This is a genomic window from Rhodococcus sp. 4CII (assembly GCF_014256275.1).
GTDB lineage: Bacteria > Actinomycetota > Actinomycetes > Mycobacteriales > Mycobacteriaceae > Rhodococcus_F > Rhodococcus_F wratislaviensis_A.
On sequence record NZ_JACCFE010000002.1, the window covers coordinates 1,851,432 to 1,876,332 of the forward strand.

At 66.6% G+C, this 24,901-nt stretch carries 13 protein-coding genes; 8 read left to right on the forward strand and 5 right to left on the reverse strand.

What is annotated here, in order from left to right; genetic code table 11:
- Positions 1-32: 32 nt before the first annotated feature.
- The 4 genes from H0B43_RS09405 to H0B43_RS09420 all read left to right on the forward strand — a co-directional run bounded on the left by H0B43_RS09405 (position 33) and on the right by H0B43_RS09420 (position 4,691).
- Complete coding sequence (locus tag H0B43_RS09405) at positions 33-494, forward strand: Lrp/AsnC family transcriptional regulator (RefSeq protein WP_141467450.1); 462 nt, start codon at positions 33-35, stop codon at positions 492-494.
- Positions 491-1,876, forward strand: coding sequence for an aspartate aminotransferase family protein (locus tag H0B43_RS09410; RefSeq protein ID WP_185728161.1), 1,386 nt, complete (start codon positions 491-493; stop codon positions 1,874-1,876). Before H0B43_RS09405 ends, H0B43_RS09410 begins: the two co-directional genes overlap by 4 nt.
- Positions 1,873-3,366: a gamma-aminobutyraldehyde dehydrogenase gene (locus tag H0B43_RS09415; protein WP_185728160.1), complete on the forward strand. Its 1,494-nt coding sequence runs from the start codon at positions 1,873-1,875 to the stop codon at positions 3,364-3,366. The genes H0B43_RS09410 and H0B43_RS09415 overlap by 4 nt, the downstream gene beginning before the upstream one ends.
- A gap of 134 nt (positions 3,367-3,500) precedes the next feature.
- The gene (locus H0B43_RS09420; protein ID WP_185728159.1) at positions 3,501-4,691 is read left to right on the forward strand and encodes a TerC family protein; all 1,191 of its coding nucleotides are present in this window, start codon (positions 3,501-3,503) and stop codon (positions 4,689-4,691) included.
- 80 nt (positions 4,692-4,771) lie between these two features.
- Here H0B43_RS09420 and H0B43_RS09425 read toward each other — a convergent pair whose 3' ends face one another.
- A complete protein-coding gene (locus tag H0B43_RS09425) occupies positions 4,772-5,215 on the reverse strand; it encodes an SPW repeat protein (protein ID WP_185728158.1) in 444 nt (147 codons plus the stop codon).
- A gap of 403 nt (positions 5,216-5,618) precedes the next feature.
- On the opposite strand from H0B43_RS09425, the gene H0B43_RS09430 reads away from it, so the two are divergent.
- Positions 5,619-5,930: a hypothetical protein gene (locus tag H0B43_RS09430; RefSeq protein WP_185728157.1), complete on the forward strand. Its 312-nt coding sequence runs from the start codon at positions 5,619-5,621 to the stop codon at positions 5,928-5,930.
- On the opposite strand, the gene H0B43_RS09435 is transcribed toward H0B43_RS09430, so the two are convergent.
- Positions 5,910-16,685, reverse strand: a complete 10,776-nt coding sequence (locus H0B43_RS09435) for a non-ribosomal peptide synthetase (RefSeq protein WP_312033851.1) — start codon at positions 16,683-16,685, stop codon at positions 5,910-5,912. The two genes, H0B43_RS09430 and H0B43_RS09435, sit on opposite strands and share 21 nt — an antisense overlap.
- 411 nt (positions 16,686-17,096) lie before the next feature.
- Between H0B43_RS09435 and H0B43_RS09440 the strand changes: the two genes are divergently transcribed.
- From H0B43_RS09440 to H0B43_RS09450, 3 genes are read left to right on the forward strand one after another with little or no spacing between them, the layout of a single operon-like run.
- Positions 17,097-18,929 carry a DUF4012 domain-containing protein gene (locus H0B43_RS09440; protein ID WP_185728155.1) on the forward strand — a complete coding sequence of 611 codons (1,833 nt, stop codon included), beginning with the start codon at positions 17,097-17,099 and terminating at the stop codon, positions 18,927-18,929.
- A gap of 35 nt (positions 18,930-18,964) precedes the next feature.
- Positions 18,965-19,930, forward strand: coding sequence for a glycosyltransferase family 2 protein (locus tag H0B43_RS09445; protein WP_185728154.1), 966 nt, complete (start codon positions 18,965-18,967; stop codon positions 19,928-19,930).
- The gene (locus H0B43_RS09450; protein ID WP_185728153.1) at positions 19,927-21,042 is read left to right on the forward strand and encodes a polysaccharide pyruvyl transferase family protein; all 1,116 of its coding nucleotides are present in this window, start codon (positions 19,927-19,929) and stop codon (positions 21,040-21,042) included. The genes H0B43_RS09445 and H0B43_RS09450 overlap by 4 nt, the downstream gene beginning before the upstream one ends.
- On the opposite strand, the gene H0B43_RS09455 is transcribed toward H0B43_RS09450, so the two are convergent.
- Genes H0B43_RS09455 through H0B43_RS09465 form a run of 3 tightly spaced genes read right to left on the reverse strand, consistent with a single transcriptional unit; the run spans position 21,027 to position 24,874 of the window.
- Positions 21,027-22,268 carry a lipopolysaccharide biosynthesis protein gene (locus tag H0B43_RS09455; RefSeq protein WP_312033850.1) on the reverse strand — a complete coding sequence of 414 codons (1,242 nt, stop codon included), beginning with the start codon at positions 22,266-22,268 and terminating at the stop codon, positions 21,027-21,029. The genes H0B43_RS09450 and H0B43_RS09455 overlap by 16 nt on opposite strands.
- A 59-nt stretch (positions 22,269-22,327) precedes the next feature.
- Complete coding sequence (locus H0B43_RS09460; protein ID WP_185728151.1) at positions 22,328-23,539, reverse strand: Coenzyme F420 hydrogenase/dehydrogenase, beta subunit C-terminal domain; 1,212 nt, start codon at positions 23,537-23,539, stop codon at positions 22,328-22,330.
- Between the two features lie 3 nt (positions 23,540-23,542).
- Entirely contained in the window at positions 23,543-24,874 is a 1,332-nt protein-coding gene (locus H0B43_RS09465; protein WP_312033849.1) for a hypothetical protein, read from the reverse strand.
- Between the last annotated feature and the right edge of the window lie 27 nt (positions 24,875-24,901).

Here is a 24,901-nt window from a genome sequence, read left to right on the forward strand (position 1 = left end):
CTTCGATACGACGAGCAGGGGAAGATGCGACCATGTCTGAGCAGCCCGCGTCTCTCGATCCCGTGTCCAAGCAGATCATCGAGCAACTTCAGGAGGATGGGCGACGATCGTATGCGGCCATCGGCAAGGTCGTCGGATTGTCGGAAGCGGCTGTACGCCAACGCGTGCAGAAGCTGATCGACACCGGTGTCACGCAGATCGTCGCGGTGACGGACCCCGTGCAGGTGGGATTCGCGCGCCAGGCCATGGTCGGGATCCGCTGCTCGGGTGACGTCACCGAGATCGCCGCCCGGCTCGCCGACGTCGACGCCATCGATTACGTGGTGCTCACCGCCGGCGCCTACGACATCCTGGCCGAGATCGTGTGCGAGAACGACGACCACCTGCTGACCGTGCTCAACAAAGAAATTCGTACCCTTCCCGGTGTGCTCGGCACCGAGACGATGGTGTACCTGAAACTTGTCAAACAGCAATACGATTGGGGAACCCGATGACTACGGCTACCACCGCTTCGCCCACGTCCACCCGCCTCGAGGAATCCGCGCGCCGCCATCTGTGGGGGCATTTCTCCCGGCACGGCGACACCATCACCCCGCCGATCATCACCCGCGGCGAGGGCACCCGGATCTTCGACTCCGCCGGCCGCAGTTACCTCGACGGACTGTCCGGGCTGTTCGTCGTCCAGGCCGGGCACGGCCGCCGCGAACTCGCCGAGGCCGCCGCCAAACAGGCCGAACAGCTCGCGTTCTTCCCGCTCTGGTCCTACGCCACCGAACCCGCCATCGAACTCGCCGAACGCCTCGCCGGCTACGCCCCGGGTGACCTGAACCGGGTCTTCTTCACCACCGGCGGCGGCGAGGCCGTCGAAAGCGCCTGGAAACTGGCCAAACAGTACTTCAAGAAGGTCGGCAAACCCGGCAAACACAAGGTCATCTCCCGCTCCATCGCCTACCACGGCACCCCGCAGGGCGCCCTCGCGATCACCGGCATCCCCGCGCTGAAGGCCCCGTTCGAACCGCTCACCCCCGGCGCGTTCCGGGTCCCCAACACCAACCTCTACCGCGCCCCCGCACCGCTGGACACCGACCCGGAGGCGTTCGGGATCTGGGCCGCCGACCGGATCGCCGAGGCCATCGAATTCGAGGGCCCCGACACCGTCGCCGCCGTCTTCCTCGAACCGGTGCAGAACGCCGGCGGCTGCTTCCCACCCCCGCCCGGCTACTTCGCCCGGGTCCGGCAGATCTGCGACGACTACGACGTGCTGCTCGTCTCCGACGAGGTGATCTGCGCGTTCGGCCGGATCGGGTCGATGTTCGCGTGCGACGACTTCGGGTACGTCCCCGACATCATCACCTGCGCCAAGGGGATGACGTCCGGATACTCACCGATCGGGGCGATGATCGCCTCGGACCGGCTGTTCGAACCCTTCGCCGACGGCACCTCGATGTTCGCCCACGGCTACACCTTCGGCGGGCACCCCGTCTCCGCGGCGGTGGCGCTGGCGAACCTGGACATCTTCGAACGCGAAGGCCTCAACGCGCATGTGGCCGAGCAGGCGCCGGCGTTCCGCGCCACCCTCGACAAGCTCACCGACCTGCCGATGGTCGGCGACGTGCGCGGCGAGGGCTTCTTCTACGGCATCGAACTGGTCAAGGACAAGGCCACGAAGGAAACGTTCACCGACGCCGAGGCCGAGCGGGTGCTGCACGGATTCCTCTCCACCGCCCTGTTCGACGCCGGCCTGTACTGCCGGGCCGACGACCGCGGCGACCCGGTCATCCAACTCGCCCCGCCGCTGATCTGCGGACAACCCGAATTCGACGAAATGGAAACCATCCTGCGCAGCGTCCTCACCGAAGCCTGGACCCTCCTGTGAAGCACCAGGATCTGCCCGGGATGTACGTCGGCGGCCGCTACCGGGACGGCCGAGCAGCCGAGCACTACGAGGTGCTCGATCCCGCGACGGGCGAAGTGGTGTCGTCGCGCCCCGACGCGTCCGCCGAGGACGTCGACGACGCGGTCGCCACCGCGAAGGCCGCGTACGCGCAGTGGTCGACGACGAGCCCGGGCGAGCGCTCCGCCGTCCTGACCCGGTGGGCCGACGAGTTGACGGCGATGTCCGGCGATCTCGCGTCCACCGAGACCCGGCAGGCGGGCAAGCCCATCAAGCTGTCGACCGAGTTCGACGTGCCCGGGTCGATCGACAACGTGTCGTTCTTCGCCGGCGCGGCCCGCAACCTGGAGGGCAAGGCGTCCGGTGAGTATTCGCCCGACCACACGTCCACCATCCGCCGTGAACCGGTCGGGGTGATCGGGTCGATCGCGCCGTGGAACTACCCGCTGCAGATGGCGGCGTGGAAGATCCTGCCCGCGGTCGCCGCCGGCAACACCATCGTGCTCAAGCCCGCGGAGATCACGCCCCTCACCTCGCTGCTGTTCGCCGAGGCCGCGACGCGCGCCGGAATGCCGGACGGCGTCGTCAACGTGGTCACCGGTCACGGCGCGACCACCGGTTCGGCGCTGGTGTCGCACCGGGACGTCGGGATGGTCAGTTTCACCGGATCGACTCCCGTCGGACGGCAGATCGCCGCTGCCGCCGCGGGCAAACGACTTCATCTGGAGCTGGGCGGAAAGGCACCGTTCGTGGTGTTCGACGACGCCGACCTCGAGGCCGCCATCAACGGGGCCGTCGCCGGTGCCCTCATCAACTCCGGTCAGGACTGCACCGCGGCCACCCGCGCGTACGTTCAGCGTCCGCTGTTGGACGACTTCGTCGCCGGGGTGGCGGCACTGATGGACACCGTCAGGCTCGGGCACCCGTCCGATCCCGGCACCGACATGGGACCGCTGGTGTCGCGGCGACAGCAGCAGCACGTCGCCGGGTTCGTCGACCGCGCCCGCGATGCCGGGGCCAAGATCGTCCGGGGCGGTGCCATTCCCGGCGGCGACCTCGCGGCCGGCTTCTACTACGAGCCGACCCTCGTCGTCGGCGCCGAGCAGTCCAGCGAGATCGTGCAGCGGGAGATCTTCGGCCCGGTTCTCGTGGTCCTGCCGTTCGACGACGACCGGGACGGAATCGCGCTGGCCAACGACACCGACTTCGGGCTGGCGGCGTCGGCGTGGACCCGCGACCTGTACCGCGCGCAAACCGCGTCCCGGGACATCGCCGCGGGCTGCGTGTGGATCAACGACCACATCCCGATCATCAGCGAGATGCCCCACGGCGGCTACAAGGCGTCCGGTTACGGCAAGGACATGTCGACGTACTCGCTCGACGAGTACACCAACGTCAAGCACGTGATGTCCGACATCACCGGGACCGCCCGGAAGGACTGGCACCGGACGGTGTTCGGCGACCGAAGCTAGCGTCCGCCGCGCCGGGACGGCAGCCCGTCTGCCGACCCGGCGCCCCCGACAGTTCTGCCATCGACCGAAGTCGTGCCACGCGGCGGTCTACGCTGACCAACAAGCGCGTTCGCTTCGGCTGGAAGGCAGAGACGATGCACGTAACTCCCCTGGCGTGGGCACTGACAATCGTGGTGATCGTCGCGCTTCTCGCGTTCGACTACTTCTTCCACGTCCGCCGCGCGCACATCCCGACGCTGAAGGAAGCGGCCATCTGGTCGACGGTCTACGTCGGCCTCGCGCTGCTCTTCGGTGTCGCGGTGCTGATCTTCGGTGGCGTCGACATGGGCTCGGAGTACTTCGCGGGCTACGTGACGGAGAAGGCGCTGTCCGTCGACAACCTGTTCGTCTTCCTGATCATCATGTCCAGCTTCCGTGTCCCGCGCGAAGACCAGCAGAAGGTGCTGCTCTTCGGCATCGTGTTTTCGATCTTCGCGCGGACCGCGTTCATCTTTCTCGGCGCCGCGCTGATCAACTCGTTCGCGTGGGTGTTCTACTTCTTCGGGCTCATCCTGCTGATCACCGCCGGCAACATGCTGCGGCCCGAAACCGAGGATTCGCACTCGGCCGACAACTTCATCATCCGCATCGCGAAGAAGTTCATGCACACCACCGAGCACTACGACGGTGACAAACTTTTCACCGTCGAGAACGGCAAGCGCGCCATGACGCCGATGCTGCTGGTGATGGTCGCGATCGGTGGCACCGACCTCCTGTTCGCGCTCGACTCCATCCCCGCGATCTTCGGGCTCACCCAGAACGTCTTCGTCGTCTTCACGGCCACCGTGTTCTCGCTGATGGGACTGCGGCAGCTGTACTTCCTGCTCGACGGTCTGCTCGATCGCCTGGTCTACCTGTCGTACGGACTGTCCGCGATTCTCGCGTTCATCGGCGTCAAGCTGATCCTGCATGCGCTGCACGAGAACAACCTGCCGTTCGTCAACGACGGCGAACCCGTGAACGTCATCGAGGTGAGCACGTACGTGTCGCTGGGCGTCATCATCGGCATCCTCGTGATCACCGTCATCGCGTCGCTCACCAGCAAGCGGGGCCGCGCCCAGTCCGCGGTCGGCGGCGCCCGGCGGCACGCGATCAACTACCTCGACCTCGATTACACCGCAGACCTGGCCGAGCGCGAACGCATGTATGACAAATTGCTGGGCGAGGAAGCACAACTCAAGAAACTCGACCCGAAATTCAAGAAAATTATCCGCGAGGAAACCACCCTCATGGACCTCATCCGACGCGCCCACGAAGAGCACGACGCGTTCCTCAAACAGCATTAGCCGAACACGACGAAGCGCCCACCGAATCGGCGGGCGCTTCTCTGCTCGTGCCCCATCCCCATGCAGGCACGTGCCGTCATTTACCTTCTCCTCATCCTCATTCCGCCGTCCGCCATTCCCATGGCCGTGAGACCGAGACCCAACAGGCACACGATGATGCCGCAGACCACGTTCGACCAGATCATTCCCGCAGTGGTGGTAACTCCGACGACCAGCCACGGGCTGACGATCATCCACAGACCCAGCAACGGCGCGACGAACGCCATGCCGTGGGTGCGGGAGTAAGCCGACGTGAAACCGACCGCAAGCAAGGCCACCGCGAGACCTGACAACAGATTGCACACCGCCAGGCCCGACTGGCTGGCGAACCCGACCACCCACGGCGACGCCGCCATGTAGAGGCCCGCCATGAACATCAGGCCCTCTGTGACCTGCGTCATCGGTTGTTCCGAGACTCGGTCGTAGCGAGCCCGCAACTCGGCGATATCAGGGTGTCTCTCGATCGACATACCTGGTGTCGTCATCACCCACCTCCTTGAAAGTGAACACATCCCTACCGAGGGGGTGCCCCGAACTGGATGCGGCAAACCTGCGATGACCAGGTAATTTTTCCGAATTTCCGCTACCGACCGGTACCCATGGACCTATAATGCGCCCGATCAGTGCCGAACGCGGACCAGCAGGGCCTTGGGCCCGGGTCCAGGGGACGGGCATACTCGATGTGTGTGGTGGATCGTCGGGGTCGTGCTCGCGTGGATAGCGCTGTCGGTACCGCTCGCCATCCTCATTGGGAGGGCGATTCGACAGAAAGACCTGCGCGAGCGGCCCGCCCCGTACGACGCGACACGGAACGACCCTCCCGACCGCACGGTGGCCTGACCGCGCCCCAGCGGGCGCATTCCCGGCCCGGCTTGGAAGAATGGCCGGATGGCGGCGCCCTTCTATCCCCTCGTGTTCATGAACCTGTTGTTCGCGACGACCACGCTGTGCCTCGCCCGGCCCTCCCGTATCTCCGCGGGCGCCACCGTCGCCGCCGCCGTGCTCTGGCTGTTCGGCAACGGTCCGCTCGAGGGCCAGATCCTCTGGGAGTTCGACGCCACGCACGGCCTCACGGTGTCCGACCTACTGTCCGTCGCCGCGCTCGCGATCGCCGTCTGGACATTCGCGACCACCCGCGACCGGCCGTGGGCGCGGCGTCCGGCGCGGCGCCGCAGGAAGCTACTCCGTAGTCGCTACTGAGCGGCTGTCGCCCCTCAGCGCCGATCCGACCACCCTCGTGACCTTCGGCGACGTCATGTGCCAGTGTGCGCTGTCGACGGTGCGGTTTCGGACGGCGCCCGCCACATAGGGCTGCCACGTCGCTGCCGCCGCCGACCCGGTCGGATCGTCGCGGCCCGCGGTGAAGAAGGCGACGTCGCCGCGAAAGACACCCGGGCGGTGATGATCCAGCAGCGCGCAGTTGTGCGCGGCGCTCGCGATCAGCCGGTGGAGTTGCTCACGGGTGAACACGGCCATCGGTCCCCCGGTGCCGGTCAGCAGATCCACCGCCGATTCGGGAGTCATCTCCGCGACGGCCGCGGGCACGTCCCTCTCGACACCGATTCCCGCGAGCAGATCGCCCACACTCACCGGAAGGTCCGCCTGCGCCGTCTGCGGTTGGTGGGCGTAGCTGTCGAGCATCACGAGGGTCGCCACGTCGTCGCCCGCGTCCTGGAGTCGCACCGCGACGGCATGGGCGAGAACACCGCCGAGCGACCATCCCAGAAGGTCGTACGGGCCGTGCGCCTGGATGCGACGGATCTCCGCCACATACCGCGCCGCCAGGTCGTCGATCGAGGCGGGCTGCGCGCCGTCCTCGGCGATCGCCGGGGACTGGAGTCCGTAGATCGGCCGATCGGGATCGACCCGGGAGGCCAGACCGGTGTAGCACCAGGCCAGACCGACCACCGGGTGAATACAGAACAGCGGACGCCCCGCCCCCGCCGTCCTGATGGGAAGGACCACACCGAGCGCCGCGTCACCACCGTGATCGGCCGAATTCATCCGGGCTGCTATCGAACTCGGCGTCGGATCCGTCATCACCGTCTGCAGCGGGACCGCGGCACCGGTCGACGCCGCGAGCGCACTCACCAGCCGCACCGCCAGGAGGGAATTGCCACCCAACTCGAAGAAGTTGTCGTCCGCGCCCACCTTCCCGACGCCCAGTAGCTCCTCGAACGCGGTGGCCACCACGATCTCGGTGTCGGTCGCCGGGGCGCGGAACGCCCGGGGTTCGAACCGCGGCCGCGGGAGCGCGCGTCGATCGAGTTTGCCGGCCGACCCCGACGGCAGCTCGCTCAGGACCATGATCTGCGACGGCACCATGTACGAGGGAAGCCGGTGTCGCACCGACGCCGTCAGCGCGGAAGCGTCGATCTGCCTGCCCGGTTCGGCCACGACGTAGCCGACGAGACGGTCACCCCCGCCGTCGTCCGAGACGAGCGCCGCGGCGGCCTGCGACACCCCGTCCGCCGCCTCCAGCGCCGATTCGACCTCTCGCAGTTCGATTCGCAGCCCGCGCATCTTGACCTGGAGATCCGTCCGCCCCAGATAAACCAGCTGCCCGGCGGGGGTCCACTTCGCGCGGTCACCTGTGCGGTAGAGCCGGTCGCCGCGCGGGCCGAAGGGGTCGGCCACGAATCGTTCCGCGGTGAGTTCGCTGCGCCCCACGTACCCGCGCGCCAGCTGGGCGCCGCCGAGATACAGCTCGCCGGCGACACCCACCGGGACCGGTCGAAGCCGCGCGTCCAGCACGTACGCTCGGGTGTTCCACACCGGCGCACCGATCGGCACGCGCGCGTCGGCGGACGCACCCAGCGTGAACGCGGTGCTCGTGATCGCCGCCTCGGTGGGGCCATACGTATTGTGGAACGCGCCCGGCCGGAGCGCGAGGGCGTCCTCCACCAGCTCGGACGACACCTCCTCGCCGCCCACATACAGATGTCGTAGCGACGACAACGCCGCACCCTCGCCCGCCGCGAGGAACGCGGCCAGCACCGACGGCACCAGGTGCATCATCGTGATCCGATACTCCCGGATCACGGCCGCCAGATAGTCGAGTTCGGCGTGCCCCCCGGGCCGGGTCACGACCACCCGCGCGCCCACGGTCAGGGGTAGGAAGATCTCCCACACCGACACGTCGAACGTGTACGGGGCCTTGAGCATTCCGCGGTCGTCCGCGGTGACGTCGTATTCGTCGGCAAGCCACCGCAATTGATTCACGATCGCGGCGTGGCTGACGACGACGCCCTTGGGCCGACCCGTCGATCCCGACGTGAAGAGGACGTAGGCCGTGTTCTGCGGCCGCAGCGGCCGCACCCGGTCGGTGTCGCGCACCGGGGCCGGATCGAACCCGGACAGGTCGACCGTGTCGACGTCGATGCGTGGTGTGCCGGCCGGCAACGGCGCCCGGGTGCGCGCGGAGGTGAGCACGAGATCCGCTGCCGAGGAGTGCAGCACGTCGTCGATCCGCTCTGCCGGGTGGTCGGGGTCGAGCGGCACGTAGCCGCCGCCCGCGCGGAGCACCGCGCACATTCCGGCGATCATGTCCGATGACCGCTCGAAGGCGAGCGCGACAAGCGAATCCGGGCCGATGCCGCGATCGACGAGCAGTCGCGCCAGCCTGTTGACTCGCGCGTCGAGTTCGCCGTAGGTCCACGAACCGCCGTCGAAGACGACCGCGACCGCACCGGGACTGCGGGCCACCTGTGCATCGAGGAGATCCACCAGAGTCTCGTCGCGCAGCGCGACATCCGTCGCATTCCAGGTGTCCCGCATCTGGACCGTCTCGTCGGCAGTCAGAAGCGACACGTCGCAGACCCGGACGTCCGGGTGCGCCGCGAACGCCTCGACGACGCGCAGCAGACCCCGCACGAACCGCTGCGCCGTCGCGGCGTCGAACAGATCGGCGGAGTACGTGAGAATTCCGGAGATGCCGGCAGGGTCACCGTTCTCGCCGTAGCCGTCCGACAGCGAGAAGTCGAGGTCGAACTTGGTGACCTGCGCGTCGATCGCGAGCGGCGCGATGGTCAGTCCCGGCAGTTCCAGCGACGCCGCCTTCTGGTTCTGGAACGCGAGCATCACTTGGAACAGCGACGAATGGGATTGCGAACGAGAAGGATTCAGAATCTCGACCAGACGCTCGAACGGCGCCTCCGCGTGCGCCATGGCATCGAGATCGGTCTGCCGCACCCGCCCCAGCACGTCGACGAGCGAAGCGTCGGGATCCACCTCGGTGCGCAACACGAGCGTGTTGACGAACATGCCGACCACATCGTCGAGCACCCGCTCACCGCGGCCGGCCACCGGCGTGCCGATCACGATGTCCGACGTCGCCGTCACCCGGGCGAGCAGCACCGCGAGAGCGGCGTGCACCACCATGAACAGCGTCGTGTTGTGCTGTTGCGTCAGGGCACCGAGTCGGCGATGAGTTGCCGCATCGATCGTCACGGGCACCGCGGCACCCCGGTTGGTGCGCACCGCGGGCCGGGGGCGATCCGTCGGTAGCTCGAGGAAGTCGGGAATACCCGCGAGTGTCCGCGTCCAGTACTCGAACTGCTTCGCCGCCGACGACGCCGGATCGTCCTCGTCGCCCAGCACCTCGCGCTGCCACAGCGTGAAATCGGCGTACTGCACCGGAAGCGGGGCCCACGCCGGGCTCTCGCCTCGCGCCCGCGCCAGGTACGCGGTGGCCACATCCCGGGCGAGCGGCGCCATGGAGAAGCCGTCCGCACTGATGTGGTGAACCACCACGACCAGTACCAGTTCGTTCTCGCTCACGCGCAGAAGCCGCCCGCGGATGGGGACCGACGCCGAGACGTCGAATCCGCCTGCGACGACCGCGAGGACGTGGGCGTCCACGGCATCCTCAGGAACGGGTGCCGGCGACAGGTCCAGTTCCACTCGTTCTGCGGGCACCACCGACTGCACCGGTTCGCCGTCGTGCTCCGGGAACATCGTCCGGAGCGACTCGTGCCGTTCCAGCACGTCGAACACGGCCTGCTGCAACGCGGGAACGTCGAGTGCACCGGTCAATCGAACGGCCAGCGGCATGTTGTAGGCCGGCGATGCCGGGTCGAAGCGACTGAGGAACCACATGCGCCTCTGTGCGGGCGACAGGGGAATTCGATCCGGCCGGGGACGCGGCGCGAGGACGGCACGGGTGCCCGTTCCGGGCAGCGAGGACACCTGCTCGGCCAGTGCTTCCACCGTCGACGCCTCGAAGATCATGCGCACCGGGACGTGCGCGTCCACCGCCTCGCTCAACCGGGCGGCCGCCTGCGTGGCGATCAGGGAATTTCCGCCCAGCGCGAAGAACTCGTCGTCGAGTCCGACCTGGTCCACCGCGAGCACGTCGGCGAAGACCGCGACGACGGCCCGCTGTACCTCCGATTCGGGTGCCCGGAAGGCGCGCGACTCGAGCGCAGGCGCCGGCAACGCCTTCACGTCGATCTTGCCCGACGGAGTGAGGGGAAAAACCTCGAGCACCACGACGGCGGCGGGCACCAGGTACGACGGCAGAATGTCCTCGAGTCTCTTGCGCAACAACTCCACATCGAGGCTGCCGCGGGGCACCACGTACGAGACCAGCGCGTCCGCGCCTGCCACGTGCGGGCGGGCCACCGTGATCGCACCGTCGACGTCGGCGACCCGGGCGATCACCGCATCGACCTCCCCCGGTTCGATGCGGACGCCACGAATCTTCACCTGCCGATCCACGCGGGCGATGAACTGCAGATTGCCGTCGGCGCGGCGATGGACCAGGTCGCCGGTCCGGTACAACCGGGAACCACCCGGGCCCGCGACGAAACGCACCGCGGTCCGTGCCGGGTCCCCGACATATCCGCGGCCGAGACCGGCACCGGACAGGTAGAGTTCGCCGACCGCACCGATGGGCACCCGGCGCAACCGGTCGTCGAGCACCAGGCCGGTGGTGCCGCGGATCGGACCTCCGATGGTCACGTGACCGTCGACGTCGGCAAGGGTCGCGACGACCGTCGACTCCGTCGGACCGTAGGCGTTGAGCATTCGCCTGCCGTCGCTCCACACCGCGGCGAGGTCGGGGTGCAGAGCCTCGCCGCCCACCGCCACGACCTCGATGTGCTCGAGGCCGTCGGTACTCAATGTGGTCAGGACCGCCGGCGTCGAAAGGTAGTGACTCACCCGGTGTTCCACCAGCACCCGGTGGAGGTCCGGTCCGGCGTACACCTCGGCGGGAGTAACGACCAGGCACGCACCCGAACCGAAGGCGAGGAGCGTCTCGAGAAGCGCGGCGTCGAACGTGGGGTTGTAGGCGTGGAGCACCCGCGACTGCGACGTGACCCGGTAGCGTCGGACCGCCTCCTCGGTCAGCGAGGACACACCTCGGTGCGGCACCATCACCCCCTTGGGGGTACCGGTGGAACCGGAGGTGTAGATGACGTACGCCACCTCGTCCGGGTGCACCGGAACACGCACCGGGACAACACCGTCCAGATTGTCGCCGGCCGTCGGCGGCAACCACTCGATTCGGGATCCACCCACCGACATCGCACCCACTCCGATGCGCACATCGGCCTCGGTGAGCACCCTCTCCAGGCGTTCCGCCGGATGCGTCGGATCGACCGGAACGAAGGCCGCGCCGGTTTTGGTGATGGCCCACAGCGCAATCATGAATTCGATCGACCGCGGCAGGGCGAGCGCGATCACTCCACCAGGCCGCGCCCCGGCGTCGATCAGGGCACGCGCCAGCGAGTCGGACCGCGCATCGAGCTCACGGTACGTCAGGGTCACCTCGCCGTCGGTGAGCGCCGGAGCGTCGGGAAACACGCGGGCGGTGCCGGTCAGAATCTCCGACAGCGTTCTCGGTGCGCACGGCTCGCCGCCGTCGAGGGCCGGGCCGGCAGCGAGACCGATGCTGCCGACGTCGATCTCGGGACGGTCCGTGACGGCAACCAGCACATCCACGAACAAAGCGGCCAGCGAACGCACCGTCGCGGCGTCGAACAGCGACGGCGTATAGGTGACCACACCGTCCACACCCGCCGGTTCGTGACCCACCCAGCGCTCGGAATAGGTGAATGCCAGATCGAACGGCATCCGCGTCGTGTCCTCGTCCGAGGTGGGTGAGAGAGCGAGCCACACCTGCGGGCGCTCTCCTCCGATGAGGTCGGCGAGGGCCTCGAACGGCACATCCGCGTGCTGGAACGCCGCGACGTCGAAGCGGCGCACCTGCTCGAGAACCTCGAGGCACGACATCGCGGGCGTGATCCGCGCGCGTAACGCCACTGTGTTCGCCCGGTCCCCCGCCAACCCCGCCTCGCCGCCGATGACGATGTCACGGTGAACACCGATGCGGGCGAGCAGGATTGCGAGGCTCGCCCGCAACACCGTGAACAGCGTCCCGCCCTGCTCCCGAGCCAGCCGTACCGCGGCGTCGTGGCGATCGGCGCCGATCGAGAACTCGTGCACGCGGTCCGACGGGGACGCCACCGCCCCGGCCACCCGGTCGGTGGGCACCGGCGACGACGAACCGACGCCTCGCAGCGCCCGCTGCCACCGTGCGAGGCCGCTGTCGTCGGAGTCCCCCGGAATCCGCTCCAGCCGCCCGTCGACATACCGCCCTCGGTCGCCGGTTCGGTACATCCGCAGTCCCCCGGCGCCCGCCGTCCGCTCCGAGACGAACGGGTCGGCGACAAAGCGTTCGGCCGTCGCCGCGGGCCGACGCTGAAATCCGCGGGCGACCTGCCCGCCCACATAGAGTTCTCCCACCGTGCCGGGCGGGACCGGCCGCAATGCGCGGTCCAGCACGTAGAGGTGGGACCCGATATCCGGGCCCGCGGGTTGCGCGGGTTCGCACGCGACCGTCGTGCCCGCGGCGAGAGATTCCCAGATATCTCGCACCCTGCGGTCACCGTCGTCCGCCGATCGCGGGCCGGCCAGCACATTCGCGTGGGTCAGCGCGACCGGCGCGGAGCCGACGGGGCACAACACGTAGGCGGTCCGATCCGGGTGAATCCACTCCGGCAGCGTCACTCCCTGGTCGCCGCCCCCCGCCTCGCCGAGGTCGTCCAGAACGAGGGTCGGGTGTCCGCCGTGCGGGATGTCCCCGGCATCGCTACGACTGATGACCAGCAGCGCCGGCACCACGTCGGCCAACAGGTACCGCAGGCGTTCGATCGGATGGTCGGGGTCCAGCGGCAGACAGGTTGCCCCCGACCGCAGCACGGCAACGTGCGCAACGACTCTGTCTATCGGATTCGACAGTCCGACGGCGACGATGGCCTCATCCCCGACTCCCGAGGATCGCAGGGTCCGCGCCAGAGCAGCGGAGCGACGGTCGACGTCCGCGTAGGAGACCGTCTCCGTGCCGCAGCGGACGGCGAGGGCGTCGGGATTGGCGGCGACGCGGCGCCGGAAGACCGCCGGCAACGACTTGGTCTGGTGCTCATACTCTTTGGGTACAGGAAGGACCGCGGCGCGCTCTTCCCGCGTCAGCAGGTCGATCGAACTCAGCGCGACGCGCGGGTCCTCGGCGATCATCCCGAACAGGCGGTGCAACCGCCGGCCCCACCGCTCCACGGTCGATCGGTCGAAACGAGGTGCTGCGTACCGAAACTGCACCTCGGGGTGGCGACCGCCACCGTTCAGCGACACGACCAGGTCCAGGCAGTCGAGCCTCCTCTCCCCCTCCTCGGCGAGCGCGACCTGGAACAGTGGGTGCCGAGACGGCGAAAGCTGCTGCCCCACAGCGTCGACCACTCGTGCGAACGGAACGGCCCCGTGCGCACACGCAGCTCGCTCGGTCCGGTCGGTGACCATCACGAATTCGTCGAACGTGAGACGTGGATCGAGTCTGCTGCGCAGCACCAGCGGCTCCGAGGCCGGGTCGACCACCGAGTCGGGACGGTCGGGCAGAACCGCTCCGATGGCGAGATCGTCCTCGCCGCTCACGACGGACAGCCACACCGCGACGGCCGCGTGGACGACGGTGAACAGCGGAACCCCGCGCTCGGACGCCAAATCGCACAGGTCCCGGTACAGGTGGCGTTCCAGCGCCAATGGAACCACATCGGTGAGCGTCCCCGAGGTCACCGCCACGTCATGGTCGGGCGGCAACCCCCCGCCGACCGGGAGACCTTCGAGTTCTCGTGTCCAATAACGTAACTCGCGTTCGTATGGTGCCGGAATCGGTAGCGCGGAGCGATCCACCTTTCCGCTCGGGGTGAGCGGCACCGAATCGAGGACGGTGACCGTCGAGGGAACCATGTACCCGGGCAGCCGCTCCGCCACCCCCGCGAGAATCTCCTCGGGATCCAGACCGGCGCCGTGCACGTAGCCGTCCACCGTCAACTCGCCGTTCCGGTCGTGTGCCACCGCGATCGCCGTGTCGACACCCGGATGCCGGCCGAGGACCGCGGTGACCTCGCCCAGTTCGACCCGGAATCCACGGATCTTCACCTGATCGTCGGCGCGGTCGACGAATTCCAGTTCGTGGTCCGGTGACCACCGCACGAGATCGCCGGTCCGGTACATGCGCTGCAGATCCGTCGTGAACGGGTCGGCCACGAATCGGGTCGCGCTCACACCCGGCCGCTCCAGGTAGCCGCGTCCCACGCCCGGACCGGACAGGTACAGCTCCCCCACCACCCCTGCGGGCACCGGCTGCAGGAACCGATCCAGCACCACAGCCGACACACCTTCGATCGGACGGCCGATCGTGGTGCGTGCCCCGGGGACGAGGGATTCGGTTGCGGTGGCCCAGATGGTGACCTCCGTCGGGCCGTACAGGTTCAGGACGGTGCGGCCGGTACCCCACCGCGCCACCAGTTCCGGCGGGCAGACGTCCCCCGCCACGGCGAGTACCTCGAGGTCGGGCAATCCCGTCGGATCCATCTGCGCCGGGACCGCCGGCGTCGTGGTCCAGTGGGTGATGCGCTCACGCCGCAGCAGGTCGAGCAGCATGTTTCCGCCGCGCACCGCCGGCGGGGCGATCACCAACGTCGCGACCGCGGTGACGGCGACCAGCAGTTCGTGAATCGAGGCGTCGTAGGACGGCGACGCACCCATCAGCACCCGCGACCGCGGGGTCGCTGCGTAGAGACGACCCACCGCGGCGGCATGATTGGCGAGCCCCCGGTGGGGCATCGTGATACCGCGTGGCGGCCCCACCGAGCCGGACGTGTAGATGACGTACGCCGCGTTGTCCAGCCTGATCGGATGTGCCAGTTCCGCATCGGCGAGGGGTGTGCCGTCTCCCGGCGCATCGGCCACATCCACCCACTCGACACCTGCGGGCACCACCTCCGGTTCCGCGGCAACGGCGAGGGTGACGCCGGATTCGTCGATCATGTGCGCGACGCGCTCGGCCGGGTAGCCCGTGTCGACGGGAACGAAGGCCGCACCGCACCGCGCGACCGCCCACACCGCCACCACCTGCTCGATCGAACGCGGAAGCATCAACGCAACTCGGTTGCCGACACCCACACCGTGTGCGAGCAGCCTGCGGGCGAGCCGGTTCGATCGCTCGTGAAGAGCGCGGTACGTCATCTCCGCGTCCCCGCAACGGAGCGCCACCGAGCCGGAGTCCACCGTCAGGTCGAATATCTCCGGAAGAGTCAACGGTGCCGCCGCAGGTGGGCCGGTGAGAGGGGCGAGCGCGTCGAGTTCACCGGGGGTGAGCAACGGCAGGCTGCCGACCGCCGCCGCGGTGGCCGCGCCCACGAATCCGCCCAGGTAGTCCAGGAATCTTTCGTGGTGGCCCTCGAGTTCGCCCGGTCCGTACACCGACGGATTTCCTTCGAAGTCCACGCGAACGTTCCGGCCGGCCGCGCCCGGGTAGATCGCCACCGCGAGGTCGTCGACGGGACCGGCGGTGAGAACGTTCAGTTCGCCGAGCACGTCACCCCACCACGTCTCGGTGTGGAACATCATGATGTTGACCATCGGCCCGAAGCCGCGACCGACCCGGGACGCCGACCGCATGTCGTGGAGTATGTCCTCGTACCGGTACCGCTGATGTCGCAGTGCACCCGTCAATTCCAACTGGACGCGGCGCACCAGGTCGCGAGTGCTTCCGTGGGGATCCACCACTATGCGAAGCGGAACCACGTTGGCCACACTGCCACCCGAACGTCGCGCACCCGCGGTGGTGCGAGCGGACACCGGAAGGCTCAGCACCACCTCGGCATTGCCCGTCATTCGCGCGAGATACGCGGCGAACGCCGCCACCACGATCGGAACCTCGAACGAATTCCACTCGCGCGCGAGCGCACCCAATTTTTCGACGACGCCGGCATCCATCACCCTGCCGGCGAGCAGCGAGACGGCCGACGGCGCCGCCCGACGGTCGGTCAGCCGGGACGGTTCCGGCAAATCCTGTGTGCGCTCGGCCCAGTACGCGCGGTCGATCTCGAATCGGCGGGAATCCGGGTAGGCATCCTCGGCCTCGTACAACTCGCGCAGCGACAACGCCTTCGACCGGGGTGCTTCCGTGCGCTCGACTGCGTGCGTGTACAGCTCGGCCACCCGGTTCATCAGCACCATGGCGCCGTAACCGTCGAGGATCAGGTGGTGCGCAAAGGTGGTGAGAAAGTAGTGATCGAGACCGACGTGCAGCAGCGTCGCCGAGATCAGGCGATCCCGATACACCCGCATGGGCCTGCGACGGCGCTCGTCCATCCACCGATGCGCCTCGGCCACCGGGTCCTCACAGGACTGCAGGTCGACGTAGGCGAGTTCGTCCTCGATCGTCTCGTCCGCCAACTGGTACGGCTCACCCGCATGGGCGACGATCCGGACCCCGGGAGACTCGATGTCGAACGATCCCTGCTCGGACGCCCACTTCAACGCTCCGACGTTCACCGGCCCGCGTAACTCGACGTATTGGGCCACCAGGATGGGAACGTTCGGTTCCAACTGCTGCGCGAACCACAACCCCTTTTGGGCGTGCGAGAGCGGGAAGGCGCGTGAATCCACGTCACCTGCGTTATTGCGCGGGAACCCCGAGCCCACTACCTGCCCCCGATCTACAACGTGACGAACCACCCGGCACGGGCCGTTTACGTATAGGTGTTGCAGAGCCAATCGTTACCGTGACCCTACTCGCAGTCCCAACCCGTTCGCAGCGCTCGGGAGGCGGGTATGTGGAGTCCGGCCCGAGCAGGACCGCGGTGGCACTTACCCTTAGGCTTCGACGAGCGGAAAAGACACGGACAGAGGTGAATACGACACGGTGCCCCGAGTCGAAGAACTTCCCGAGAAAGGGAATGTGGCGGCGGAAACCGCCCGCAGTGACACGACGGACAGTAGCCGTGTGCCCACATCCGCGACCGATAGTTCAGCTACTCGACCAGAAACCTCATCCTCGATAGCTAGGAGCCGACCTTAATGGACGCGAAGTCGCCCAACAACTCCCACAGCGACGATCCGATACCTGCTGAGGCACCGGAAGATACGCGTCGCTGGAGCCCGCGCCGGCGGATACTCACCGGTGTGGGCGTTGCGGCCGTCGCTGTTCTCGCCTGGTTCGGCTTCTCCGCGTGGCAGGTCCAGCACAACCTCACCGGCGCGCGGGACAACGCTCAGCTCGCCAAGGATTCGCTACTCGACGGCGACACCGAGGGCGCCCAGCGAGCCGCGACCGAAGCCCGCGAACGGGCCGCAGCCGCACAGGACAACCTGCATTCGGTTCCGTGGAGTGCATTTGCTGCCGTGCCCGGCGTCGGCGCACCGTTCGAGTCGGCACAGCAGATGTCCGACGTGGTGGTCGGGCTCACCCGCGACGTTCTCACACCCGCGGTCGACGTCGGTGTGGCGCTGTCACCGCGAGACCTGATCGCGGAAGGCGGCAGCGTACAACTTCAGCCGCTGCGCGATGCCGCACCGGCGCTCCAGGAGACATCGATCGCCGCGCGGAACTTGGCAACTCAGGCACAGGGCATTCGCGGCGCCGGATACCTCGGACTCGTGGACGATGCCCGAACCCAGCTTCAGAATCAAACCGACGACGTGGCAAAACTCCTGGAGAACACGTCGATCGGTGCCAAAGTTCTTCCGGCGATGCTCGGCCTCGACGGGCCACGCAGCTACTTCCTCGCTTTTCAGACCAACGCGGAAGCACGCGCCACCGGCGGACTCGTCGGTGGTTACAGCGTCATCCATGCCAGCAACGGAAAAATGGGCATCGAGAAACTCGGCAAGAACACCGAAGTGTCCTACGACAAGCGGCCTCTCGATCTCGGCTCCGATTACAAGAGCATGTACGGAAACTACAATCCCTCGGTCGACATCCGAAACAGCAACCTGAGCTCCCACTTCCCATACGCGGCCCGGATCTGGCAATCGATGTGGGCGCAGGAGTCGGGCGAGCAGGTCGACGGAGCGATCGCGACCGATCCCGTCGCGCTGAGCTACGTTCTGGCGGCGGTCGGCCCGGTCACCCTGCCAGACGGGGAAGTCGTCGACGCCGACAACGTCGTGGAACTGACCGAATCCACCGCCTACACCCGGTTCATCACCGACGAGGCCAATTACACCGCCGACAACGCCGATCGCAAGGAGTACCTCCAGACCATCGCCGGGAAGGTCGTCGAGAAGATGACCGGCAAGATCGAGTCACCCCAGCGCCTGCTCGACGCGGTCGGGCGCGCCGCCGGGGAGCGCCGCATCGCGGTATGGAGTGCGCATCCGGACGAGCAGGCAATACTCGCCGACACCACTCTCGGATACACCGTCCCCGAAGATCCCGCACCGTACGCCGGTGTGGTGATCAACAACAACGGCGGCAACAAGCTCGACTACTACCTCGACCGCGAAATCGACTACACCGCCGGCGACTGCACGGGCGACACACGCACGACGGCCGTCACCGTCCGGCTCACCAACAACACGCCGGACAGCAACTTTCCACGAATCGTCGCCGGCACCTTCAAGGACAAGCGCCTGCCGTACGGAACCAACCTCTCCATGGTGTCGCTGCTGTCGACCAACGGCGCCACCCTGACGAAGGCAACCGTCGACGGCAAGCAGTCCTTCGCCATTCAGGGAAAAGAACTGGGACACCCCGTCTTCACCGTTCCCGTCACCATCCCCAAGGGCGCGACCGTCGAGTTGCGATACGAACTGACCGAGCCCACCGCACCAGGTGAAGCCCGGGTGCCCGTCCAGCCACTCGTCGACGATCCGACAGTGACCGTCAGCGCGCCGGTGTGCGCCGGATGATCCTTCCGCACCTCGGTCCCGAACAGAAGGAAAGTATGGACGAGTCTCAGGTTTCCGTGATCATCGTGACCTATAACAGCGAAGCCGTCATCGGGGATTGTGTTCGCCCGCTGTCCCGGCAGGACGGAATCGAGCTCGTCGTGCTGGACAATGCATCCGCGGACGGGACGCTGGCAGTTCTCGCCGAGGCAGCGCCGGACGCCGTCATCGTCCGCAACGAGGAGAACGTGGGTTTCGCACGGGGTGTCAACCGCGCGGCATGCCACGCACGGGGGCGCGCGCTACTACTGCTCAATCCCGATGCACGCATCTCCCCCCGAGACGTTCTCGCACTGGCGGCCATTTTCGACAAGTCGCCGGACGTCGGGATCGTCGCTCCGACGCTCAGTCAACCGGCGGGTCGCCTCGAGATCCGCGAAGGCGGCCGGAGACCCGATGCGGTCAGCGTGTTCAATCACTTTTCGGGCCTCTCGCGACTGTCGCACAAGCATCCTCGTCTGGAAGGTCTGTATCTCCTCCACACCCACGATTTCGCGACGAGAGAGTTGGATTGGGTATCCGGAGCCTGCATGATGGTCCGTAAGCAGACGTGGGACGAGTTGGGCGGACTCACCGAACGATGGTTCATGTATGCGGAAGACCTGGAATTCTGTCTTCGCACACGCCAATACGGCAAGCGGATAGTCATGAGCGCCGAACAGACGGGAACCCACGTAGTCGGGGGAAGTACAGGAGCCGCCGCGACGACCAGGCCGAATCCTGCATGGGTGATCAATCTCTACGATCTGTACAAGTGGAAGTTGGCCCGGAACCGCATACACAGTGTGTTGTGGAAGATCTCCGTCGTCGCAGGACTTCTGTCGAGATCGGTTGCATTCTACGTAAAATCGTTCGGCGCACCGGAACGATCAGTGCTGTGGCGGTCCGAGTCGCGCAAGTTTCTCTGGTACACCCGCTCACTGCTCGCGCAATCCAGCAGGATCGACGAGGCCACGACATGACCACTACCAATCCGCGAATCCTCGTGCTCTGGGCCGACCGGGATTCGACGAACCTCGGGCTGCGCGCTCTGGCGGAGGGTACGGAGTCGGTCGTCGCACGGAGATGGCCGAACGCCGAATTGACGTACCACACGCAGGACAGTCAGGACACTCCGCTCAGCAAGCGAAACGTACTCCGGGACATCTTTCGCTCACGAGGGCCGATCAAGCGGGAACTTTCCCGATACGACGCGATTCTGGATACCGGCGCAGGCGACAGCTTCACGGACATCTACGGGCTGCGACGCCTCATCTTGATGGCGTACGTACAGCGCGTTGCCGCACAGCGTCGAGTGCCGACCATACTCATGCCCCAGACGATCGGTCCGTTCGACAGCAGGGTCGGACGGCTGATCGCGAGGAAGTCCCTACGGCAGGCCACCCGCGTCTTCGCACGCGATCCTGTAAGCCTCACGTATGCGCGACAGTTGGGACGGCAGTCCGCAGCAGAGTCGACAGACTTGGTGTTCGCACTGGCACAGCCAGATCATGAGGGGGCGGACGAACGCGACGTAGTAGTCAACGTCTCCGGATTGCTCTGGTCCGAGAACCCCCACGTCGATTACCACAGCTATCGCCGATCCGTCACAGACCTCATCGATGGGCTTCTCCAGCGCGGTCACCGGGTCGGCGTGCTTGCACACGTTCTCGATTCGCCGATGACGGACAACGATGTACCCGCTGTCCGACAGGTGGGAAGCCATTTCGGCGACGCAGTCGAGATCCTCGTGCCGGACTCGCTGACGGGTGTTCGCGGGATCCTCGCCACGGCGAACCTGGTCATCGGCGCGCGCATGCACGCCTGTCTCAACTCTCTGTCCGTAGGTACGCCGGCGATCCCCTGGGCGTATTCGCGCAAATTTGCCCCACTCGTCGATGCTCTGGGGTGGAACTTGCACGTCGACCTGAGGGCGTCGCCTGATCCGGCGCGCGAGACCCTCGCACTCGTGGAGTCGTTGGATCTTTCCGCAGCACGCAGCGAGGTGGAGCTAATCCTGAACAGGACCAATGTGATGATGGACGAGCTCGGCGCCGGCCTGAGTGACATCGATGTCCGTCAGGCGGCGCTGTAATCGATATGTCCCCTCGCCACGACGTTGAAGCATCGGCGGAGGTCACCGGCTCGAAACAGCAACGATGTCGGGCTCAATCGGAGAGCGCGCAGACTCGAAAGGGTGGTCACCATCCAGCCTGCGACCGACGCCAGCGCCGCCCCGGCACCGCCGAGGTGAGGTCCCAGGATGAACATCAGTGCGACGCTCACGCCCAGCCCGAGGATCTGTGCGGCGGTCATGAGACCCCCTCTGCCCTGCGCCACCAGCATCTGGGACGCGACATAGTTCACGGTGAGAAAGACCGATCCACACAGACAGATCAAAGTAATTGCTGTCGAGCCTCGAAAGCCCTCACCGAAGATCAACGGAATGAGCACGGGCGTCGTGCATCCCAGCACCACCACAGGCACAGCGACGGTGAGGGCCGTGATGCGGATCGACAGCGCCGAAATACGTTTACTCGCCTCCGACGCCGACGCTGCGACGTCCCGGAACATCACCGACGCAATCGTATGTCCGAGGGTCATCGGCAAGCTCGCGACCGTTATCGCGATAGCGAACAATCCCGCATCGTGCGCCCCGATCGCGACGACCGCAACGATCTGAGGAAGCGTATTCGAGGCCGTCTCTGCCGCTTGGCTGCCGGAATACACAACGCTCTCCCGCGCCAGTGGGCGAAGGCGCGATCTCGGTCCACGCGGTGATATTCGTGTGAGGAACACGCCCACGAGGGTGGAGAGGAGTGTGCTCGCCGCCGCACTGACCAGCACCCACGGAAGCGTCAGACTTCCGAGAATCCATCCGAGGGCGACTCCGCATGTGAGTGCCACGGGTTGTGTCGATTGCAGGAGAGCTATCGCGCCGTAGCGTTGGCTCGCGATCAACACACTCTGGAAACACAACGTTGCGATGAACCCGACGGAACAGCCCATCCCCAGGAGGAATGCCCGGGCGCCGGCCGGATCGAGTTCGGTGATCACCAACCGCTCGATCAGGAGCCCGATCACAACTGCTGCCGGAACCAGGAACGGCAGAACGAGGTAGACGGCCCGGATCGTGGATTCGGGAGCACCGATCGACGCGCGTCGCCGGACGGCAAGGGGAAGGCCCATACCGAGAACGACAGGCGCAAGTATCGTCGCGGCGAAGCAGGCGGCGTACAGACCCCGCCCTGACGGCCCGAGCTCGCGCGCGATGATGGGGGCGGTGATCAGGGGTGACAGCTGGACGATCAGTCGCGTCACCGCAATGATGCTCGGTGACTGCATCGCCGCCGAGATCTTCGTCCGCGGATCACTACTCGCTACCATCGCCGGGCCCGTCGAAAGGTTCCGGCCACGGCGCGAAGGGTTCTGAGAGGCGCCCGCAGCGACAGCCGCCACAAGCGGAATCCGCGGTACCGGGGGGCCGCGTGCCCGGCAAGCCGGCTACCCGCCATACGCCCCAGCAGGGTCGCGCGCCGAACCACCTGGAAGGGTTGCACATCCGCAACCGCGTCAGGATCGATCGCACTGATCGCGATCACTCCCTCCTCGGCGGCGCGCCGGATGACGTCCTCGCCTCGCCGGGTTCGCGCGATGAGGACGCTCAGACCGTCCTGGTCGGTGAAATCGGGGTATCCACTACTGTCCGTCCGCCAGAAGTCGCCGGCACTGATGTCGGCGCTTTCCCCGACACCATCCGGACAGAGCTTGCAGCGCTGCTGCACCGCCGGCCCCAGATGCTTTCCCCACGAAACGTCATAGGACGTTCGGACCGAGTTGCCGTGGGCATCTTCCACGTAGAAGTCCCCTGGCCAACCGTGCCCGCGATATCGCACCGTCGCCACCTCAGCGCCATCGTCCACCCCCAGATCGTGAATCAGGGACTCCGTCGCGTGCTGACTCGGCACACCGGCGCAGAAGAACGAAAGCATCAGGGGAGACTGTTGATCGCGGGACTTCGCCAGTGCTCGCAGTGCGGCTACCTCGCAGGGTTTCCCGACGACAGCCGAGGCGGGATTGTCCATATCAGCGGCCGCCGCACTGGCGGTGGGCGCGTAGCGCGACCCCGTCGCCCGTACGATGTCCGCTCGCGTCCGCACTGAACTGGTCTCGGTCTTCGCAGGATTCGATTCGGAGGCGGCAGCGACAACGACACTGTCGATCTGTCCGGTGGCAACCAACCATTCGTTCAGAGCAGTGAGGGTGCCCCCACTGCTTCCCTTGAACCGAATGTCCTCGTCGAGCGCGTACGCCTCCCAGATCGACACGATCGGTCCCAGGAAATCGTGACGTCTGGTCCCCACCGGCCTTTGTGCCTGGACGGAGACACCGGGGCACGACTGTCGGAACTCGGCGAGCGCGGTCGGATCGGTGTCCGAGGGACCCGACACACCGATGCGGGGACGGATGAATCCGTTGTCCGCGAGTTCGAGAACAACATCCTTGTCGAGCAGGGCACACGCCCCGCAGCCGGAACAGTTTCCGCGTCGGACGACCTCTTCGATCTCGGCGTGCAGCCGGTTCGGGTCCACGAATCAGATGCCCTTCACTGCACGGTGTGTCGCGGTCACGCTGTCGGCAGACCGGCGGTCCGGAGAACAGTCCTCATCCTCGGCGCCTCGTTCCTCGTCCGTCACCGGACGAATCAACGACGCCATGATGATCCAGGTAACGCTGAACCAGAACATACTGGTCATCGTTGCTGCCGCTGCAAACGCCACCACCACGGCAAAGGCGATCGGCCGCCTCTGCCATGGCACATGGCGCAACACAGTGATGACGAGTCCCGCCAAGAGCAACAGACCAACGATGCCGACGTCGTAGAGGATCTGTACCGGAAGCATGATGATGTGGCCGGGCACTCCGGGTGAGCCGGGCTGGTCATGACGCAGGCTGAATGTATTGGTGCCGTTTCCGAGCCACAGGTTCGCACCGTGCATATCTTGGGCAGCGGCCTTCGCCACTTCGATCCTGAACGCGATATTTCCGCCTTCGAGGTCGATGTCGCCCAACTTTCCCGACGGCTCGGAAGGTTCCGCGGACTTCGACGAACTCGTCGCCGACGGTTCTGCGCGCAGGGCGTCCTCACCGAAGGACGGCAGCATGGTTGCAACGCCGTAGGCGACGGCAATTCCCACGGCCAATATCACCGGACCGAACCACAACCCCCCGCGATTCCGGCGCTGCCGATACGAGCGCATCGCCTCGAACCCCAAATACACGATCAGCCCGGCAGCCAGGCAGAAGACTGCCGTGCGCGTTTGTGACCCGACGATTCCCAGCGGAACTGCGATGGCAGCGACACTCATCCAGACCCGGTCGCGTCCCTTCCCTGCCACCAGAAGTAACGTCCACAGCACCAGGATCGAGGCATAGATGTTGGCTTCCTGCGACGTCATGCGTGCCACGTAGACCTGGTACATTCCGTCGAAATCCGTACCGGGTGTGAAGCCACCGTGAGAAGTGTTGGCGACGATGAACGCTGCAAACCCGGCCAGCCCCCACGGAACGACACAACGAAGGCCCGTGTTCTCGAACCATATTGCGCGGGTGCCGAGAGAGATGATTCCCGCGAGCAGTAGCAGATCGATGACCAACCAGGCGAGAATCGACGCGCTCTTACCGAGGCTCGGGGAGAACATCAGCGTCGCCACGACATTCCATGCGACGAAAGCGCCGAAGACGAGTACCACCGGATGTGTGAGAGCGCGGAAGAAGGCGGCCCTGGTCCGGGCGTCGGCCATCAGCCACCCTACAAGGAGCAGCGGCACAACCTGCTCCCATCTGACGTTGTATCCAGCGATGGCGACGACGTAGCGGCCGACGAACGACGAGACGACCACAGCGACCACGAGGGCGGAGGTCACCAGCTCGTGCCGGTCGCGCCCGTCGAC